Below are 14,065 nucleotides of genomic sequence, written 5' to 3'. Positions count from 1 at the left end.
ACCGCGACAATCATTCACCTCGCGTATGCGGGCCCATCGGTTCAGTCCTTGTGCTTCTTGGCTCGCTTGTCGGACTTCTCGAACGCTTCTTCCAGCGCCCGGTTGATCGTGCGCAGCACCTTGACCCGGGCCCAGCGCTTGTCATTGGCCTCGACCAGGGTCCACGGCGCAATTTCGGTGCTGGTGCGGTCGACCATGTCGCCCACGGCGGCGCGATAGGCGTCCCACTTGTCGCGGTTGCGCCAGTCGTCTTCGGTGATCTTGAAGCGCTTGAACGGGATTTCTTCGCGCTCCTGGAAGCGCTCCATCTGCGTGTCCTTGTCGATGGCCAGCCAGAACTTGACCACGATCACCCCGGCATCGGCCAGTTGCTCCTCGAAGTCGTTGATTTCGCCATAGGCACGCATCCAGTCGGCGGTACTGCAAAAACCTTCGACCCGCTCCACCAGCACCCGACCGTACCACGAGCGATCAAATACGGTGAATTTGCCCCGCGCCGGAATGTGCCGCCAGAACCGCCACAGATACGGCTGCGCCCGCTCCTCTTCGGTGGGCGCGGCAATCGGCACGATGTTGTACTGACGCGGATCGAGCGCCGCCGCGACCCGGCGAATCGAACCGCCCTTGCCCGCCGCATCGTTGCCTTCGAACACCGCCACCAGCGCGTGACGACGCATGCGCTTGTCACGCATCAGCCCCGACAGTCGCGCCTGTTCGGTGATCAGTTGTTCTTCGTAGTCTTTTTTGTCCAGACGCTGGGTCAGGTCGAGGCTGTCGAGCAGGTTCAACTGATCGACGGAAGTCCCCAACGGTGCAGCGTTGACCTCATGGGGATGCACATCGGGACGCTTCAAGGCGTTTTGCAGCCCTTCGAGCAGAATCTTGCCGACCGTCAGGCTGCGGTAGTACGGGTCGACACCCTCGATGACATGCCATGGCGCGTAATCGCGACTGGTACGGCGCAACACGCGCTCGCCGTATTTGACGAACTTGTCGTAGGTCTGCGATTGCTGCCAGTCCAGCGGGCTGATGCGCCAACTGTGCAGCGGGTCATCGGCCAGGGCCTTGAGCCGCGCCTTCATCTGTTTCTTGGACAGGTGGAACCAGAACTTGAAGATCAGCGCGCCTTCATCGCAGAACATCTTTTCCATGCGCTCGGCGCCGGCAATCGCCTGATCCAGACGTGGATCCTTGAACAAGCCGTGCACCCGGCCCTGCAGCATCTGGCTGTACCAGTTGCCGAAGAAAATCCCCATCCGCCCCTTGGCCGGCAGCATCCGCCAGTAACGCCAGGCCGGTGGCCGCGCCAGCTCTTCATCGGTCTGCTGGTCGAAAGTGCGCACTTCGATCAGGCGCGGGTCCATCCACTCGTTGAGCAACTTCACCGTCTCGCCCTTCCCGGCGCCTTCGATGCCGTTGATCAAAATGATCACCGGGAAACGCTTCTGCTGCTGCAACTCGAACTGGGCTTCGAGCAAGGCTTCACGCAGGGCGGGCACGGCGGCTTCGTAGGTGTCTTTGTCGATGGCGTGACCGATTTCAGCGGATTCGAACATAAGGACGGCTCCTTCCAGGATTCAGCAAGACTAGCGGATTGGGCTCTGGCGCGGCACAGAAATTCCCGCCGGCGGCGGATTGTCCTTGAGTGATCGTCAGCAAGGCTTGCCATGGATCAAGCGCCGCCTGCGTGATCGGCTAGAATGGCCGCCTTGTCGTTGCCGAGCCTGCCATGAAACCTGTAATGCCCCACGCCCAACTCGACTGGGATGACCAGGGACGCCCGCGTTCGCGAGTGTTCGACGATGTGTATTTTTCCGACCAGTCGGGGCTGGATGAAACCCGCTACGTGTTCCTCGAACAGAACCGTCTGGCCGAGCGCTTCGCCGCGCTGACGGCGGGTGGGCGACTGGTGATCGGTGAAACCGGCTTCGGCACCGGGCTGAATTTTCTCTGCGCCTGGCAGTTGTTCGAACAGCATGCGGTGGCCGGTGCACGGCTGCATTTTGTCAGCGTCGAAAAGTTTCCGTTGAGCCCTGCCGACCTGCAACGGGCACTGGCGTTGTGGCCCGATTTGAAGCTGTTCTCCGATCAGTTGCTCAAGCATTACGTGGCAATTCATCAGGGCTTTCAGCGCATTGTTCTGGATAACGGTCGTGTGACCCTGACGCTGCTGATCGGTGATGCACTGGAGCAGTTGCCGCAACTGGACGGCCAGATCGACGCCTGGTTTCTCGACGGTTTCGCCCCGGCGAAAAACCCGGAGATGTGGACTGCCGAACTGTTCGCGGAACTGGCGAGATTGGCGGCGCCCGGTTCGACCATCAGCACGTTCACCAGCACCGGTTGGGTGCGGCGCTTGCTCAACGCCGCCGGCTTCAAGATGAAACGCACGCCGGGCATCGGCCACAAATGGGAAATCCTGCGCGGCGAATTTCTCGGCTGGCCCGACGGTGTTGCGCCACCTGCGGCGGCAAAACCGTGGTTCGCCCGCCCAACAGCGTTGACAGGTGACCGTCGAGCCCTGGTGATCGGCGCCGGTCTGGCCGGTTGTGCCACGGCAGCCAGCCTTGCAGCACGGGGCTGGCAGGTCAGTCTGCTGGAACGGCATGACGCGGTGGCCCAGGAAGCTTCGGGTAACCCGCAAGGCGTTCTGTATCTGAAACTGTCCGCCCACGGCACCGCACTGTCGCAGTTGATCGTCAGCGGTTTCGGCTACACCCGTCGCCTGCTGGAAACCCTGCAACGCGGTACCGACTGGGATGACTGCGGCGTGCTGCAACTGGCGTTCAATGAAAAGGAACGCGAGCGTCAGGCGCAACTGGCGGCGGCGTTTCCCGAAGACCTTCTGCAATGGCTCGATCAACCCGACGCTCAGGCCCGCGCCGGGATCGGTCTGGCCCATGGCGGTTTGTATTATCCCGAAGGCGGCTGGGTGCATCCGCCCGCATTGTGTCAGGCGCAAGCCGCACAACCGGGCGTCACGCTGCTCACCCATCAGGAAGCCATTGAGCTGCGCAAGCTTGACGGTCAGTGGCAGGCCTTCGACGGTGAACGACTGATCGCAACAGCCCCCGTCGTGGTGCTGGCCGGTGCTGCCGAAATCAAGCGTTTTGCCCAGAGCGCCGACCTGCCCCTCAAGCGCATTCGCGGGCAGATCACTTGCTTGGCGCTGACCACACAAAGTCAGGCGCTGAGCACGGTGGTCTGCGCCGAAGGTTACGTAGCACCGGCACGCTTTGGCGAACACACCCTCGGCGCCAGCTTCGATTTCAATAACGACGACCTGACCCCGACCACCGCCGAACACCTGGGCAATCTGGCGATGCTCGAAGAGATCTCCACGGATCTGGTGGCGCGCCTGCACATCGGCGAACCCGACGCCGACAGCCTTCAGGGTCGCGCAGCGTTCCGTTGCACCAGCCCCGACTACCTGCCGATTGTCGGCCCGCTCTCCGATCGCGAGGCCTTCACCGCGGCCTATCGCGCCTTGAGCAAGGATGCCCGGCAAGTGCCGGACACTCCGTGCCCGTGGCTGGACGGTCTGTACGTCAACAGTGGCCACGGCTCACGCGGGTTGATCACTGCACCACTGTCTGGCGAGTTGCTGGCCGCGTGGCTGGACAATGAACCGCTGCCGCTGCCAAGAGCGGTGGCCGAGGCGTGTCATCCCAACCGTTTTGCCTTGCGTGAACTGATTCGCGGGAAGGCCTGAGGGACGCCGGCCTGCACTCTGCAGGTTCGGCAAATCCCGTGATGACTGACCGCTGTTCGAGCAGCCCTACCCAAGCAGCACAACACCCTCCAACTCCTCCCTTCTGCGCCTCGCTCCCTTGCCTGCCATCGGTCGGCACATCGCGCCTTATAACTCATTGTTCTAAAACTCCGACGTCCGCGCCGGGGTCAGTCTCTGAGTACCCACCCTTTTTGGCGGGTCCCGATTGCCCCTCCCCAACGGAAAAACCGGTAAGGACTTTATGTGCGGATTAGCTGGCGAGTTACGTTTTGATCAACAACCTGCAAACCTTGCAGCCATTGAGCGAATCACCCATCACCTGGCCCCTCGCGGCCCCGACGCGTGGGGCTTCCATGCCCAGGGGCCGATTGTCCTGGGCCATCGACGCCTGAAAATCATGGACCTGTCGGACGGCTCGGCGCAGCCGATGATCGACAGCCAACTGGGCCTGTCCCTGGCCTTCAACGGCGCGATCTACAACTTCCCGGAACTGCGTGCAGAACTCGAAGCGCTCGGTTATGCGTTCTACTCCGGCGGCGACACCGAAGTGCTGCTCAAGGGTTACCACGCCTGGGGCGAAGCGCTGCTGCCGAAACTCAACGGCATGTTCGCCTTCGCCATCTGGGAGCGCGATGCCCAGCGCCTGTTCATCGCCCGCGACCGTCTCGGTGTGAAGCCGCTGTACCTGTCGCGCACCGGCCAGCGCCTGCGTTTTGCTTCGGCTCTGCCGGCGCTGCTCAAGGGCGGTGACATCAACCCGATCCTCGACCCGGTGGCGCTCAATCATTACTTGAATTTCCACGCCGTGGTGCCTGCGCCGCGCACCTTGCTGGCCGGCATCGAAAAGCTGCCGCCAGCGAGCTGGATGCGCATTGAAGCGGACGGCAGCACCGAGCAGAAAACCTGGTGGACCCTGCCCTACGGCCCACACGACGACGAGAAAAACCTGACCCTGGAAGACTGGCGCGACCGCGTGCTCGACAGCACCCGCGAAGCCGTGGCAATCCGCCAACGGGCGGCAGTGGATGTCGGCGTGCTGCTTTCCGGCGGCGTTGATTCGAGCATGCTCGTCGGCCTGCTGCGCGAAGTCGGCGTAGAGAACCTTTCGACCTTTTCCATCGGTTTCCAGGATGCCGGTGGCGAACGCGGTGACGAGTTTCAGTATTCCGATCTGATCGCCAAGCACTACGGCACTCAGCACCATCAATTGCGTATCGACGAAAAAGAAATCATCGAGCAACTGCCCGCTGCGTTCCGTGCCATGAGCGAGCCGATGGTGAGCCACGACTGCATCGCCTTCTATCTGCTGTCCCGCGAAGTGGCCAAGCACTGCAAGGTTGTACAGAGCGGCCAGGGCGCCGACGAGTTGTTCGCCGGTTATCACTGGTACCCGCAAGTCGACGGCGCGGCCGATCCGTATGCGGCCTATCGCGAGGCGTTTTTCGACCGCAGCTACGACGATTACGCCGCCACGGTGCAGCCGAAATGGCTGACCGCCAATGACGCTGCCGGTGACTTCGTGAAGGAACATTTCGCACAGCCGGGCGCCGATGCGGCGGTCGACAAGGCCCTGCGTCTGGACAGCACGGTGATGCTGGTGGACGACCCGGTCAAACGCGTCGACAACATGACCATGGCCTGGGGACTGGAAGCGCGTACGCCGTTTCTCGACTATCGACTGGTGGAATTGTCGGCCCGTGTTCCGGGCAAATTCAAACTGCCGGACGGCGGCAAGCAAGTGTTGAAAGAAGCCGCGCGACTGGTCATCCCGAGCGAAGTGATCGACCGCAAGAAAGGTTACTTCCCGGTGCCCGGCCTCAAACACTTGCAGGGCGATACCCTCAACTGGGTGCGCGAACTGCTGCTCGATCCGAGTCAGGATCGCGGCCTGTTCAACCCCGCCATGCTCGACAAACTGCTGACCGATCCACAAGGCCAGTTGACCCCGTTGCGCGGCTCCAAGCTGTGGCAACTGGCGGCTTTGAACCTGTGGCTCAGCGAACAAGGAATCTGATCGATGAAACCTCACGCCACGGCTTACAGCCAACGGCTACTACGCGGTCAGACACCGTCCTACGAACGCTTGCAGGCGCGTCTGGCCGAGGACGGCAGCGAGCCGGCCGCCGAGCCGATTGCGGTGCATTGCGGCTGGGGCCGGTTGCTGATCGGCCACACTTTTCCCGATCCGGCCAGCCTTGCCCGGGAACTGCTCAACGAACAACCGGGCGAACGCGACATTGCCTTGTACGTCGCGGCGCCGCAGCAGATTCTCGGCCTTGAGCCGACCCAACTGTTTCTCGACCCGTCCGACACCCTGCGCTTGTGGTTCAGCGATTATCGTCAGGCGACCAGGGTGTTTCGCGGCTTCCGTATTCGTCGCGCGCAAAGTGACGCGGACTGGCAGGCGATCAATCAGCTGTATCAGGCGCGCGGCATGTTGCCGATCGATGCCACCCTGCTCACCCCGCACCATCAGGGCGGCCCGGTGTACTGGCTGGCGGAAGACGACGACAGCGGCGCGGTGATCGGCAGCGTCATGGGCCTCAATCACCAGAAGGCCTACAACGACCCGGAAAACGGCAGCAGCCTGTGGTGCCTGGCGGTCGACCCGCAGTGCTCGCGTCCCGGTGTCGGTGAAGTATTGGTGCGCCATCTGATCGAGCATTTCATGAGTCGCGGTCTGAGCTACCTCGATCTGTCGGTGCTGCATGACAACCGGCAGGCGAAAAATCTCTACGCCAAACTCGGTTTTCGCAACCTGCCGACGTTCGCCATCAAGCGCAAGAACGGCATCAACCAGCCGCTGTTCCTCGGTCCGGGGCCGGAGGCGCAGTTCAACCCTTACGCGCGAATCATCGTCGAGGAAGCCCATCGACGCGGCATCGATGTGCAGGTGGATGACGCCGACTCCGGACTGTTCACCCTCAGTCATGGTGGGCGCCGGGTGCGTTGCCGTGAATCCCTGAGCGACCTGACCAGCGCCATCAGCATGAACCTGTGCCAGGACAAAAGCCTGACCCACAAAGTATTGAAAGCCGCCGGACTGAATGTGCCGTCGCAGCAGTTGGCGGGAAATGCGGACGACAATCTGGCGTTTCTCGATGAGCACCAGCGAGTGGTGGTCAAACCGCTGGATGGCGAACAGGGCCGAGGCGTGGCGGTGGATCTGCAGACCATCGAGGACGTGCAGAAGGCCATCGAAGCGGCCAGGCAGTTCGACACTCGCGTGCTGCTGGAAAGCTTTCACGAAGGCTTCGACCTGCGGATTCTGGTGATCGGTTTCGAGGTGGTTGCAGCGGCGATCCGCAGGCCGGCGGAAGTGGTCGGCGACGGTCATCATTCCATCGGCGCGTTGATTGAAGCGCAGAGCCGACGCAGACAAGCAGCCACCAGCGGCGAAAGCAAAATCCCGCTGGACCACGAAACCCAGCGAACCCTGCATGCGGCCGGTTACGACTACAGCAGCATCCTGCCGGCCGGTGAGCATCTGTTCGTGCGGCGCACGGCGAACCTGCATACCGGCGGCACGCTGGAAGACGTCACGGCGATTCTGCACCCGACCCTGGCCGAGGCTGCCGTGCGCGCGGCTCGGGCGCTGGAGATCCCGATGGTCGGCCTCGACCTGATGGTGCCGGCGGCGGATCAACCGACGTACGTGTTCATCGAAGCCAACGAACGGGCAGGGCTCGCCAACCATGAGCCGCAGCCGACGGCGGAGCGGTTTGTCGATCTGCTGTTTCCGCACAGTCAGCCGGCCGTTTGATCTCTCTTCAGCGTCATTCCCGCGTTCAACGCGCGAATGACGCCCCGCAACAGGAGTCTCCATGACCACCCAAATTCCCGAACCGGATCTGAACTACCTGCAGAAAGTCCTGCTGGAAATGCTCGCCATCCCGAGCCCGACCGGGTTCACCGACACCATCGTGCGCTACGTCGCCGAGCGTCTGGAAGAACTCGGCATTCCCTTCGAGATGACCCGTCGCGGCACGATCCGCGCCACCCTTAAAGGCAAGAAAAACAGCCCCGACCGTGCGGTCTCGGCGCACCTGGACACCATCGGCGCCGCCGTGCGCGCGGTGAAGGACAACGGGCGTCTGACCCTGGCGCCGGTGGGTTGCTGGTCGAGCCGGTTCGCCGAGGGCAGTCGCGTCAGCCTGTTCACCGACAACGGCGTGATTCGCGGCAGCGTGTTGCCGTTGATGGCGTCCGGGCATGCCTTCAATACGGCCGTGGATGAGATGCCGATCAGCTGGGATCACGTCGAGCTGCGTCTGGACGCCTACTGCGCGACCCGCGCCGATTGCGATTCGCTGGGCATCAGCGTCGGCGATGTGGTGGCCTTTGACCCACTGCCGGAGTTCACCGAAAGCGGTCACATCAGCGCCCGACATCTGGACGACAAAGCCGGTGTCGCCGCGCTGCTGGCAGCACTGAAAGCCATCGTCGACAGCGGTCAGGAACTGATGATCGACTGTCATCCGCTGTTCACCATCACCGAGGAAACCGGCAGCGGCGCAGCAGCAGCGTTGCCGTGGGACGTCAGCGAATTCGTCGGCATCGACATCGCCCCGGTCGCGCCGGGCCAACACTCCAGCGAACACGCGGTGAGCGTGGCGATGCAGGATTCCGGCGGGCCGTACGACTATCACCTGTCGCGGCACCTGTTGCGTCTGGCCGGCGAGCACGAACTGCCGGTGCGCCGCGACCTGTTCCGCTATTACTTCAGCGACGCCCATTCGGCGGTCACTGCCGGTCACGACATCCGCACCGCCCTGCTCGCCTTCGGCTGCGACGCAACCCACGGCTACGAACGCACACACATCGACAGCCTGGCGGCGCTCAGTCGCCTGCTGGGGGCGTACATTTTGAGTCCACCGGTGTTCGCCAGCGATGCGCAACCGGCCACCGGGTCACTGGATCGCTTCAGTCACCAAATCGAGCACGAAACGCAGATGGAGAGCGACACCCGTGTGCCGTCGGTGGACAGCCTGGTGGGGCAACGCTCGGACGGTTGAGTCTGGCCCTCGGCGATCATTCGCCGTAGCATCCCGACATTGATTTAGCCGAGGTGCCCATGCTGATTCCCTACGACGCGCTCGAAGTCGACACCCTCACCCGCCTGATCGAGGATTTCGTCACCCGCGACGGTACCGACAACGGTGACGACACGCCGCTGGAAACCCGCGTATTGCGGGTTCGCCAGGCGCTGACCAAAGGCCAGGCGTTGATTGTTTTCGATCCGGAAAGCGAGCAATGCCAGTTGATGCTCAAGCACGACGTGCCCAAGCACCTGTTCGACTGAAAACGGTCAGCGGCCCTTGCCGCTGGCCTGTTTGCGCTGGATCCGTTCGTAGACCTCGGCGCGATGCACGCCGATCTGCTCCGGCGCTTCGACGCCGAACCGCACGCTGGAGCCGTTGACCGCCAGAACGCGCAGAGTGATGTTGTCGCCGATGGAAATCAGTTCACCGACAACACGGCTGAGTACAAGCATGGGGGTTGTCCTTCAAGGTTTGCGAGCCTCGAAGATGCGCGGGTTTCGACCGCCCTACAATGCACGCCGGGCAATTCAGTCATTCCCTACGCATCAGGTCGCGCAAGCCTTCAGACGTTTCCTTCAGGGCTGCAAGATTCAGCTCGCGGAAAACCGTGGCCCGAACAGGATCACACTCGCCCCGATCACACACAAAGCCACACCGATCCAGTCCGAACCCAGCGGCCGGATACGTTCGACCACCGCCAGCCAGCCAATCGAAGCAATGATGTAGATGCCACCATACGCGGCGTAGGCGCGACCGGCGTAGGTCGCTTCGACGCGCGTCAACAGCAGCGCGAACAGGGTCAGGCTGATCAGCGCCGGGATCACCCACAAGGCGCTCTTGCCCTGGCGCAACCACATCCAGAACGCGAAACAGCCGGCGATTTCGAACAGCGCGGCGAGGAAGAACCACAGGTAATTGAGCATGCAAAACATCTCGTCAGGGTGACTGTTGCGGCCACCCTAACGATGCGGTGAACCCCGGGCAAGTTCAGCCGTTGTTCTGTTTGGCCTTGGCGCGCATCTTTTCGGCCATCGCGGTCATTTCGTTGTACAGCAGCTGCGGATTCTTCTGTTTGAGCGCCCAGGCCATACGCCCTTGTTCGTGAGGCAGGATCATGAACTCGCCGGCCGCGACTTGCTGGTAGATGTAGTCGGCAATATCGCTGGCGGTGATCGGCGAACTTTCCAGCAACTTGCCGACCTGGGCTTTCATCGCCGGCGTCGGGCCACGGAAGGAATCCAGCAGATTGGTCTGGAAAAATGACGGGCAGACCACATGAACCCCGACTTCCTGTTGGGCCAGTTCGATCAACAGACTTTCCGACAGCGCCACTACCCCGGCCTTCGCCACGTTGTAGTTGCTCATCGCCGGGCCCTGCATCAGTGCGGCCATCGAGGCGATGTTGATGATCTTGCCCTTGCTCAGTTCCAGCAGCGGCAGGAACGCCTTGCAGCCCTTGACCACGCCCATCAGGTTGATCGCGATCTGCCAGTCCCAGTCCTCCAGCGACAGTTCGCTGAAGAAACCGCCCGAGGCCACACCGGCGTTGTTGACGATGATGTCGATGCCGCCAAGTTTCACTTCGCAGGCCTGGGCGAACGCCGTTAGCTGGCTGTAATCGCGCACGTCGCAGCGCTGGATGAAGCCGTCGCCGCCAGCCTCGCGAACCAGTTTCAGGGTCTCTTGCAAACCGGGTTCGCTGACGTCGGACAAGGCCAGTTGCCAGCCTTCACGCGCCCAGCGCAGCGCGATTTCGCGACCCAGGCCTGAGCCCGCGCCAGTGATCATCATGCGATTTTGCATAGCAGACAGCCTTGTTGTTCCGGGGAAGATGCGCGGAGTGTAGCGAAGGATCCGCAGCGACCCACGCTCCATCAGATTGCTGAATGGCGAGGGCAAACCGCAACAACAAACGAAATAAGCAGGCGAGCCAAATACCTTAAAAAAACATTGAATTTTCTTTCATATGCACCAGTCGGAATTAACAAGCCGGCTGGATTTAATTCAACTTCCAGCCGCCCTTGAACACCAAGACTTAACAGACACTATCAACAAGGAAATAGACATGGGCACAATTTTAATCATTATCCTGATCCTGTTGCTGATCGGTGGTCTGCCGGTCTTCCCGCACTCCAGAAGTTGGGGTTATGGCCCATCGGGCATTATCGGCGTAGTGCTGGTAGTCCTGTTGGTGCTGTTGTTACTCGGTCGGATATGACTGTTTGACCGACAAAAAAAGAGGCCCTTCAAGGGCCTCTTTTTTATGGTGCCGACTGATCAGTCCGGCTTGCCGTTAATCACACCGGCGGTGTTGTCCATCAGGCTCTTGGTCGCCGTTTGCAGGAACGCTTCGAGCTTGAGTTTCAGCTCGGCTGTGCGCGGAGCATCCGGTACCACTTCAGCGTGCGGGTTGGCACCCAGCTCGTACTGATAGATCTTCGGTGCCATTTCCTTCTCTTTCGGCAGCACCAGGATCTGGTCGGCGGTGACGATGGCGGTGGTCTGCTCGCTGCCCGACGGCTTGATCACACCGAAACCGGTGTCACCCTGCGGCAGGTTCAGCAGATCGCGGCCCCAGCACTGATGGCGCACTTCGCCACCGAGGCGACCCATGATGGTCGGCACGATGTCGATCTGAGTGCCCACGGTGTGGTCACGGGTACCGAATTTTTCCTGGATGCCCGGTGCGATCATCAGCATCGGCACGTTGAAGCGGCCCAGGTCCATTTCGGTGATCTGACGCTCGTTGCCGAAGCCGTGGTCGCCGACGATGACGAACAGGGTTTCCTTGAAGTACGGCTCCTTGCGGGCTTTCTCGAAGAACTGGCCCAGCGCCCAGTCCGCGTAACGCATGGCGGTCAAGTGCTCGTTGAGCGTGCCACGATCCGTCACGCGCTCGACCGGCAGCGGCGTCGGCAAGGCGTACGGCGTGTGGTTGGACAGGGTCTGCAGCAGCGCGTAGAACGGCTTGCCGTTTTCCCGTGCCTTGAGCTCCACCAGACCGCGGTCGAACATGTCCTGGTCGGACACGCCCCAAGTCGGATCGGAGAACACCGGGTTCACGAAGTCGTTGCGGCCGACGAAGTTGGTCATGCCCTGGTTGCTGAAGAAACCGGACTGGTTATCCCAGGCAAAATCACCGTTGTAGACGTAGACATCGTCATAGTCACGAGCGCTGAGCAACTGCGGCAGGCCGGACAGCTTGTGGCTGCCTTCCGGGGTCTGCATCAGGTATTCGAAACCCGGCAGGTTCGGGAAACATGCCATGGTGGCGAACATGCCCTGGTGGGTGTGGGTGCCGTTGGAGAAGAAACGGTCGAACAGCAGGCCTTCCTTCGACAGCTTGTCGAGGTACGGCGTGATGTTGCCCGGCGCGCCCAGAGCACCGACCGAGTGACCGGCCATGCTTTCCATGAGGATCACGACGACGTTCTTGATCGGCAGGGTCTTGTCGGCAGGCGGCGTGTATTCACGACGCACGGCGGCGATATCGGCATCCACCAGTTTGTCGTCCGGCATCACCAGCATCTCGCGGACCACTTTCTGCGCCTGATCCTGCGGCAGCGTGGCTTTCCAGATGTTGTCGCGATCCTCGCCCATCCGGTCCTTGGCCGCCGCGATCAGCGACAGCGTGCCGTTGAGGCCGAGCTGATTGGCGAAGTTCGATTCGGTGGTATACACGTCCCCCCAACGCAGCGGCGGGCCTTGACGCAGGGTGCCGCGAGCGGCCACCACGCAGACCAGCAGGCATACTACGAAGACAACCAGACGCGCATACCATGGCGCCACTTGACGGGTGCCGACGTTGCCACCGCTGAACGGACCACGCGGACGGGTCAGACGGTCGGCGCCCTTGAACGCCAGGGTCAGGATCAGCGTGCCCACGGCCCAGGCCAGCAGATAACGCACCACCGGGAAACCGTACCAGAGCATGCTCATCACGGTTTTCGGGTCTTCCTTCACGTACTGGAACACCAGGCCGTTGAGGCGCTGGTGGAACTCGCGATAGAAGTCCATCTCCATCAGACCGAGGAACAGTGCAATGCTCGAAGCAACGGTCAGCCACAGACGGAAGAAACCGCGGGCCGCCATGGCCCGGGCACTGAACAGCGCCAGCACCAGCGGAATGCACAGGTACACCACCAGACGCACATCGAAGCGCAGGCCGTTGGCGAAGGCTTCGAGGAAGGTCGAGGCCGGGGTGTCGAGGATCATCTCGCGGTTGTAGACCAGCAGCGCGAGGCGCAGCACGGAAAACATCACCATCATGACCAGCGCGCACAGGAGCGTGTAGGCCAGATGCGATTTGACGGTCGGTTGCAGCAGGCGACTGGAAGATCGCTGCTGACTCAGGGCGTCCGGGTTTGCCATGTCGTTTTAGGACCCATTGGAAGTTGAAGTTGCAAAAATTCAGCTGCGCCCTGCCCTCTGTTGGCCATTCCAGGCCCCGGGGCTTGCGCGGAGCGCAAATGTTGCACGATCACCGGCGGCATTGCCATTGATTAGTGCCCGTTGCCGGACGCTTTCATTCAAGGCACGGCGCACCGGGACAGGTGCAGACAGCGCGGGCGAATTGTCTTGGAGACTTTGTGAAAATTTCGTCCAACGCATATCTGGAAACACAATAAACCCGGAAAACAAAACGCCCCGAGTTCTTCGGGGCGTTTACAGATGAACGCGACAGTTACTTCTCGGCGCGTTCTTTCAAGGCTTTGAGGGTGTTGAACGGTGCATCGACCACAAACTTGTTGGCGATCATCGACGGCACGCTGCCGCCCGGCTCGGTGTGAACCTGATAGGTCACTTCAACCTGGTCGCCTTTTGGTACGAACTTCCAGAAGCCTTTGACTTGAGCAACCCGCACAAAGCCCTTTTCTTCAGGCAGGTACTTCGGCACGCCTTCCAGATTACGGGTCAGGCTGCCATCGGCGCCTTCAACAGTGGTGACATGCAGAATCGAATCGCGCGGAGTCACCGGCCATGGCGTGTTGAACTGAGTGTAGGTCCAGCTCTGGTCGCCTTCGTGCTTGAGCAGTTTCTGGGTCTTGCATTCGTGAATCCAGGCGCAGGCACCGGAAACGTCTTCCTGCAAGGCGCGCAGTTTGGCGATGGTGGTCTTCATCACGGTCACGCCCTGATAAGACTTGTAGTCCGAACCCGGCACTTCGCTCAGGGAGACCTTGATGCCGTCCTCGTTCTTGGCGACTTTCCAGTCTTCAGCCTGGGCGGCCGAGGTGGCCAGCACGGCCGTCAAACCACACAACACAGCGATACGATGCAGCGAACCCAT

At 61.5% G+C, this 14,065-nt stretch carries 12 protein-coding genes; 6 read left to right on the top strand and 6 right to left on the bottom strand.

The window, feature by feature from the left end:
* Window positions 1-41: 41 nt before the first annotated feature.
* Complete coding sequence (gene pap / locus AC07XZ_RS11335) at window positions 42-1,556, bottom strand: polyphosphate:AMP phosphotransferase (protein ID WP_102686489.1); 1,515 nt, start codon at window positions 1,554-1,556, stop codon at window positions 42-44.
* Window positions 1,557-1,729: 173 nt separating this feature from the next.
* On the opposite strand from pap, the gene mnmC reads away from it, so the two are divergent.
* The 5 genes from mnmC (at window position 1,730) to AC07XZ_RS11310 (ending at window position 9,035) form a co-directional block, all read left to right on the top strand.
* On the top strand, window positions 1,730-3,712 hold the full coding sequence (mnmC, locus tag AC07XZ_RS11330; RefSeq protein ID WP_102686490.1) for a bifunctional tRNA (5-methylaminomethyl-2-thiouridine)(34)-methyltransferase MnmC2/FAD-dependent 5-carboxymethylaminomethyl-2-thiouridine(34) oxidoreductase MnmC1: 1,983 nt from the start codon (window positions 1,730-1,732) through the stop codon (window positions 3,710-3,712).
* 262 nt (window positions 3,713-3,974) lie between these two features.
* Window positions 3,975-5,747, top strand: coding sequence for an N-acetylglutaminylglutamine amidotransferase (locus AC07XZ_RS11325; RefSeq protein WP_102686491.1), 1,773 nt, complete (start codon window positions 3,975-3,977; stop codon window positions 5,745-5,747).
* Between the two features lie 3 nt (window positions 5,748-5,750).
* Window positions 5,751-7,496 (top strand): N-acetylglutaminylglutamine synthetase, encoded by a 1,746-nt coding sequence (ngg, locus tag AC07XZ_RS11320; protein WP_102686492.1) that lies wholly within the window; start codon window positions 5,751-5,753, stop codon window positions 7,494-7,496.
* 61 nt (window positions 7,497-7,557) lie between these two features.
* Window positions 7,558-8,748 carry an osmoprotectant NAGGN system M42 family peptidase gene (locus tag AC07XZ_RS11315; protein ID WP_085745028.1) on the top strand — a complete coding sequence of 397 codons (1,191 nt, stop codon included), beginning with the start codon at window positions 7,558-7,560 and terminating at the stop codon, window positions 8,746-8,748.
* A gap of 59 nt (window positions 8,749-8,807) precedes the next feature.
* Entirely contained in the window at window positions 8,808-9,035 is a 228-nt protein-coding gene (locus AC07XZ_RS11310; RefSeq protein WP_003192759.1) for a YheU family protein, read from the top strand.
* Between the two features lie 6 nt (window positions 9,036-9,041).
* On the opposite strand, the gene csrA is transcribed toward AC07XZ_RS11310, so the two are convergent.
* The 3 genes from csrA to AC07XZ_RS11295 form a co-directional block, all read right to left on the bottom strand.
* Window positions 9,042-9,227: a carbon storage regulator CsrA gene (gene csrA / locus AC07XZ_RS11305; protein WP_039770603.1), complete on the bottom strand. Its 186-nt coding sequence runs from the start codon at window positions 9,225-9,227 to the stop codon at window positions 9,042-9,044.
* 138 nt (window positions 9,228-9,365) lie between these two features.
* On the bottom strand, window positions 9,366-9,698 hold the full coding sequence (locus AC07XZ_RS11300; RefSeq protein WP_007950874.1) for a YnfA family protein: 333 nt from the start codon (window positions 9,696-9,698) through the stop codon (window positions 9,366-9,368).
* 64 nt (window positions 9,699-9,762) lie between these two features.
* On the bottom strand, window positions 9,763-10,578 hold the full coding sequence (locus AC07XZ_RS11295; protein WP_085745029.1) for an SDR family oxidoreductase: 816 nt from the start codon (window positions 10,576-10,578) through the stop codon (window positions 9,763-9,765).
* A gap of 256 nt (window positions 10,579-10,834) precedes the next feature.
* Between AC07XZ_RS11295 and AC07XZ_RS11290 the strand changes: the two genes are divergently transcribed.
* On the top strand, window positions 10,835-10,993 hold the full coding sequence (locus AC07XZ_RS11290; protein WP_169432680.1) for a DUF3309 family protein: 159 nt from the start codon (window positions 10,835-10,837) through the stop codon (window positions 10,991-10,993).
* A 59-nt stretch (window positions 10,994-11,052) separates the two neighbouring features.
* Here the strand turns inward: AC07XZ_RS11290 and AC07XZ_RS11285 are convergent, their stop codons facing one another.
* Window positions 11,053-13,146, bottom strand: a complete 2,094-nt coding sequence (locus tag AC07XZ_RS11285) for an LTA synthase family protein (RefSeq protein WP_085745030.1) — start codon at window positions 13,144-13,146, stop codon at window positions 11,053-11,055.
* A 313-nt stretch (window positions 13,147-13,459) separates the two neighbouring features.
* On the bottom strand, window positions 13,460-14,065 hold the full coding sequence (locus AC07XZ_RS11280; protein WP_007950871.1) for an START domain-containing protein: 606 nt from the start codon (window positions 14,063-14,065) through the stop codon (window positions 13,460-13,462).

Source organism: Pseudomonas sp. GW458-11-26-14-LB4 (assembly GCF_059423925.1).
The sequence above is the reverse complement of the archived record's forward strand: the minus strand, read 5'-3'. Positions and strand labels throughout refer to the sequence as shown.

Bases quoted from the DNA above. Each gene is read 5' to 3' on its own strand.
- pap (WP_102686489.1), bottom strand. From the start codon at position 1,556: ATGTTCGAATCCGCTGAAATCGGTCACGCCATCGACAAAGACACCTAC.
- mnmC (WP_102686490.1), top strand. From the start codon at position 1,730: ATGAAACCTGTAATGCCCCACGCCCAACTCGACTGGGATGACCAGGGA.
- AC07XZ_RS11325 (WP_102686491.1), top strand. From the start codon at position 3,975: ATGTGCGGATTAGCTGGCGAGTTACGTTTTGATCAACAACCTGCAAAC.
- ngg (WP_102686492.1), top strand. From the start codon at position 5,751: ATGAAACCTCACGCCACGGCTTACAGCCAACGGCTACTACGCGGTCAG.
- AC07XZ_RS11315 (WP_085745028.1), top strand. From the start codon at position 7,558: ATGACCACCCAAATTCCCGAACCGGATCTGAACTACCTGCAGAAAGTC.
- AC07XZ_RS11310 (WP_003192759.1), top strand. From the start codon at position 8,808: ATGCTGATTCCCTACGACGCGCTCGAAGTCGACACCCTCACCCGCCTG.
- csrA (WP_039770603.1), bottom strand. From the start codon at position 9,227: ATGCTTGTACTCAGCCGTGTTGTCGGTGAACTGATTTCCATCGGCGAC.
- AC07XZ_RS11300 (WP_007950874.1), bottom strand. From the start codon at position 9,698: ATGCTCAATTACCTGTGGTTCTTCCTCGCCGCGCTGTTCGAAATCGCC.
- AC07XZ_RS11295 (WP_085745029.1), bottom strand. From the start codon at position 10,578: ATGCAAAATCGCATGATGATCACTGGCGCGGGCTCAGGCCTGGGTCGC.
- AC07XZ_RS11285 (WP_085745030.1), bottom strand. From the start codon at position 13,146: ATGGCAAACCCGGACGCCCTGAGTCAGCAGCGATCTTCCAGTCGCCTG.
- AC07XZ_RS11280 (WP_007950871.1), bottom strand. From the start codon at position 14,065: ATGGGTTCGCTGCATCGTATCGCTGTGTTGTGTGGTTTGACGGCCGTG.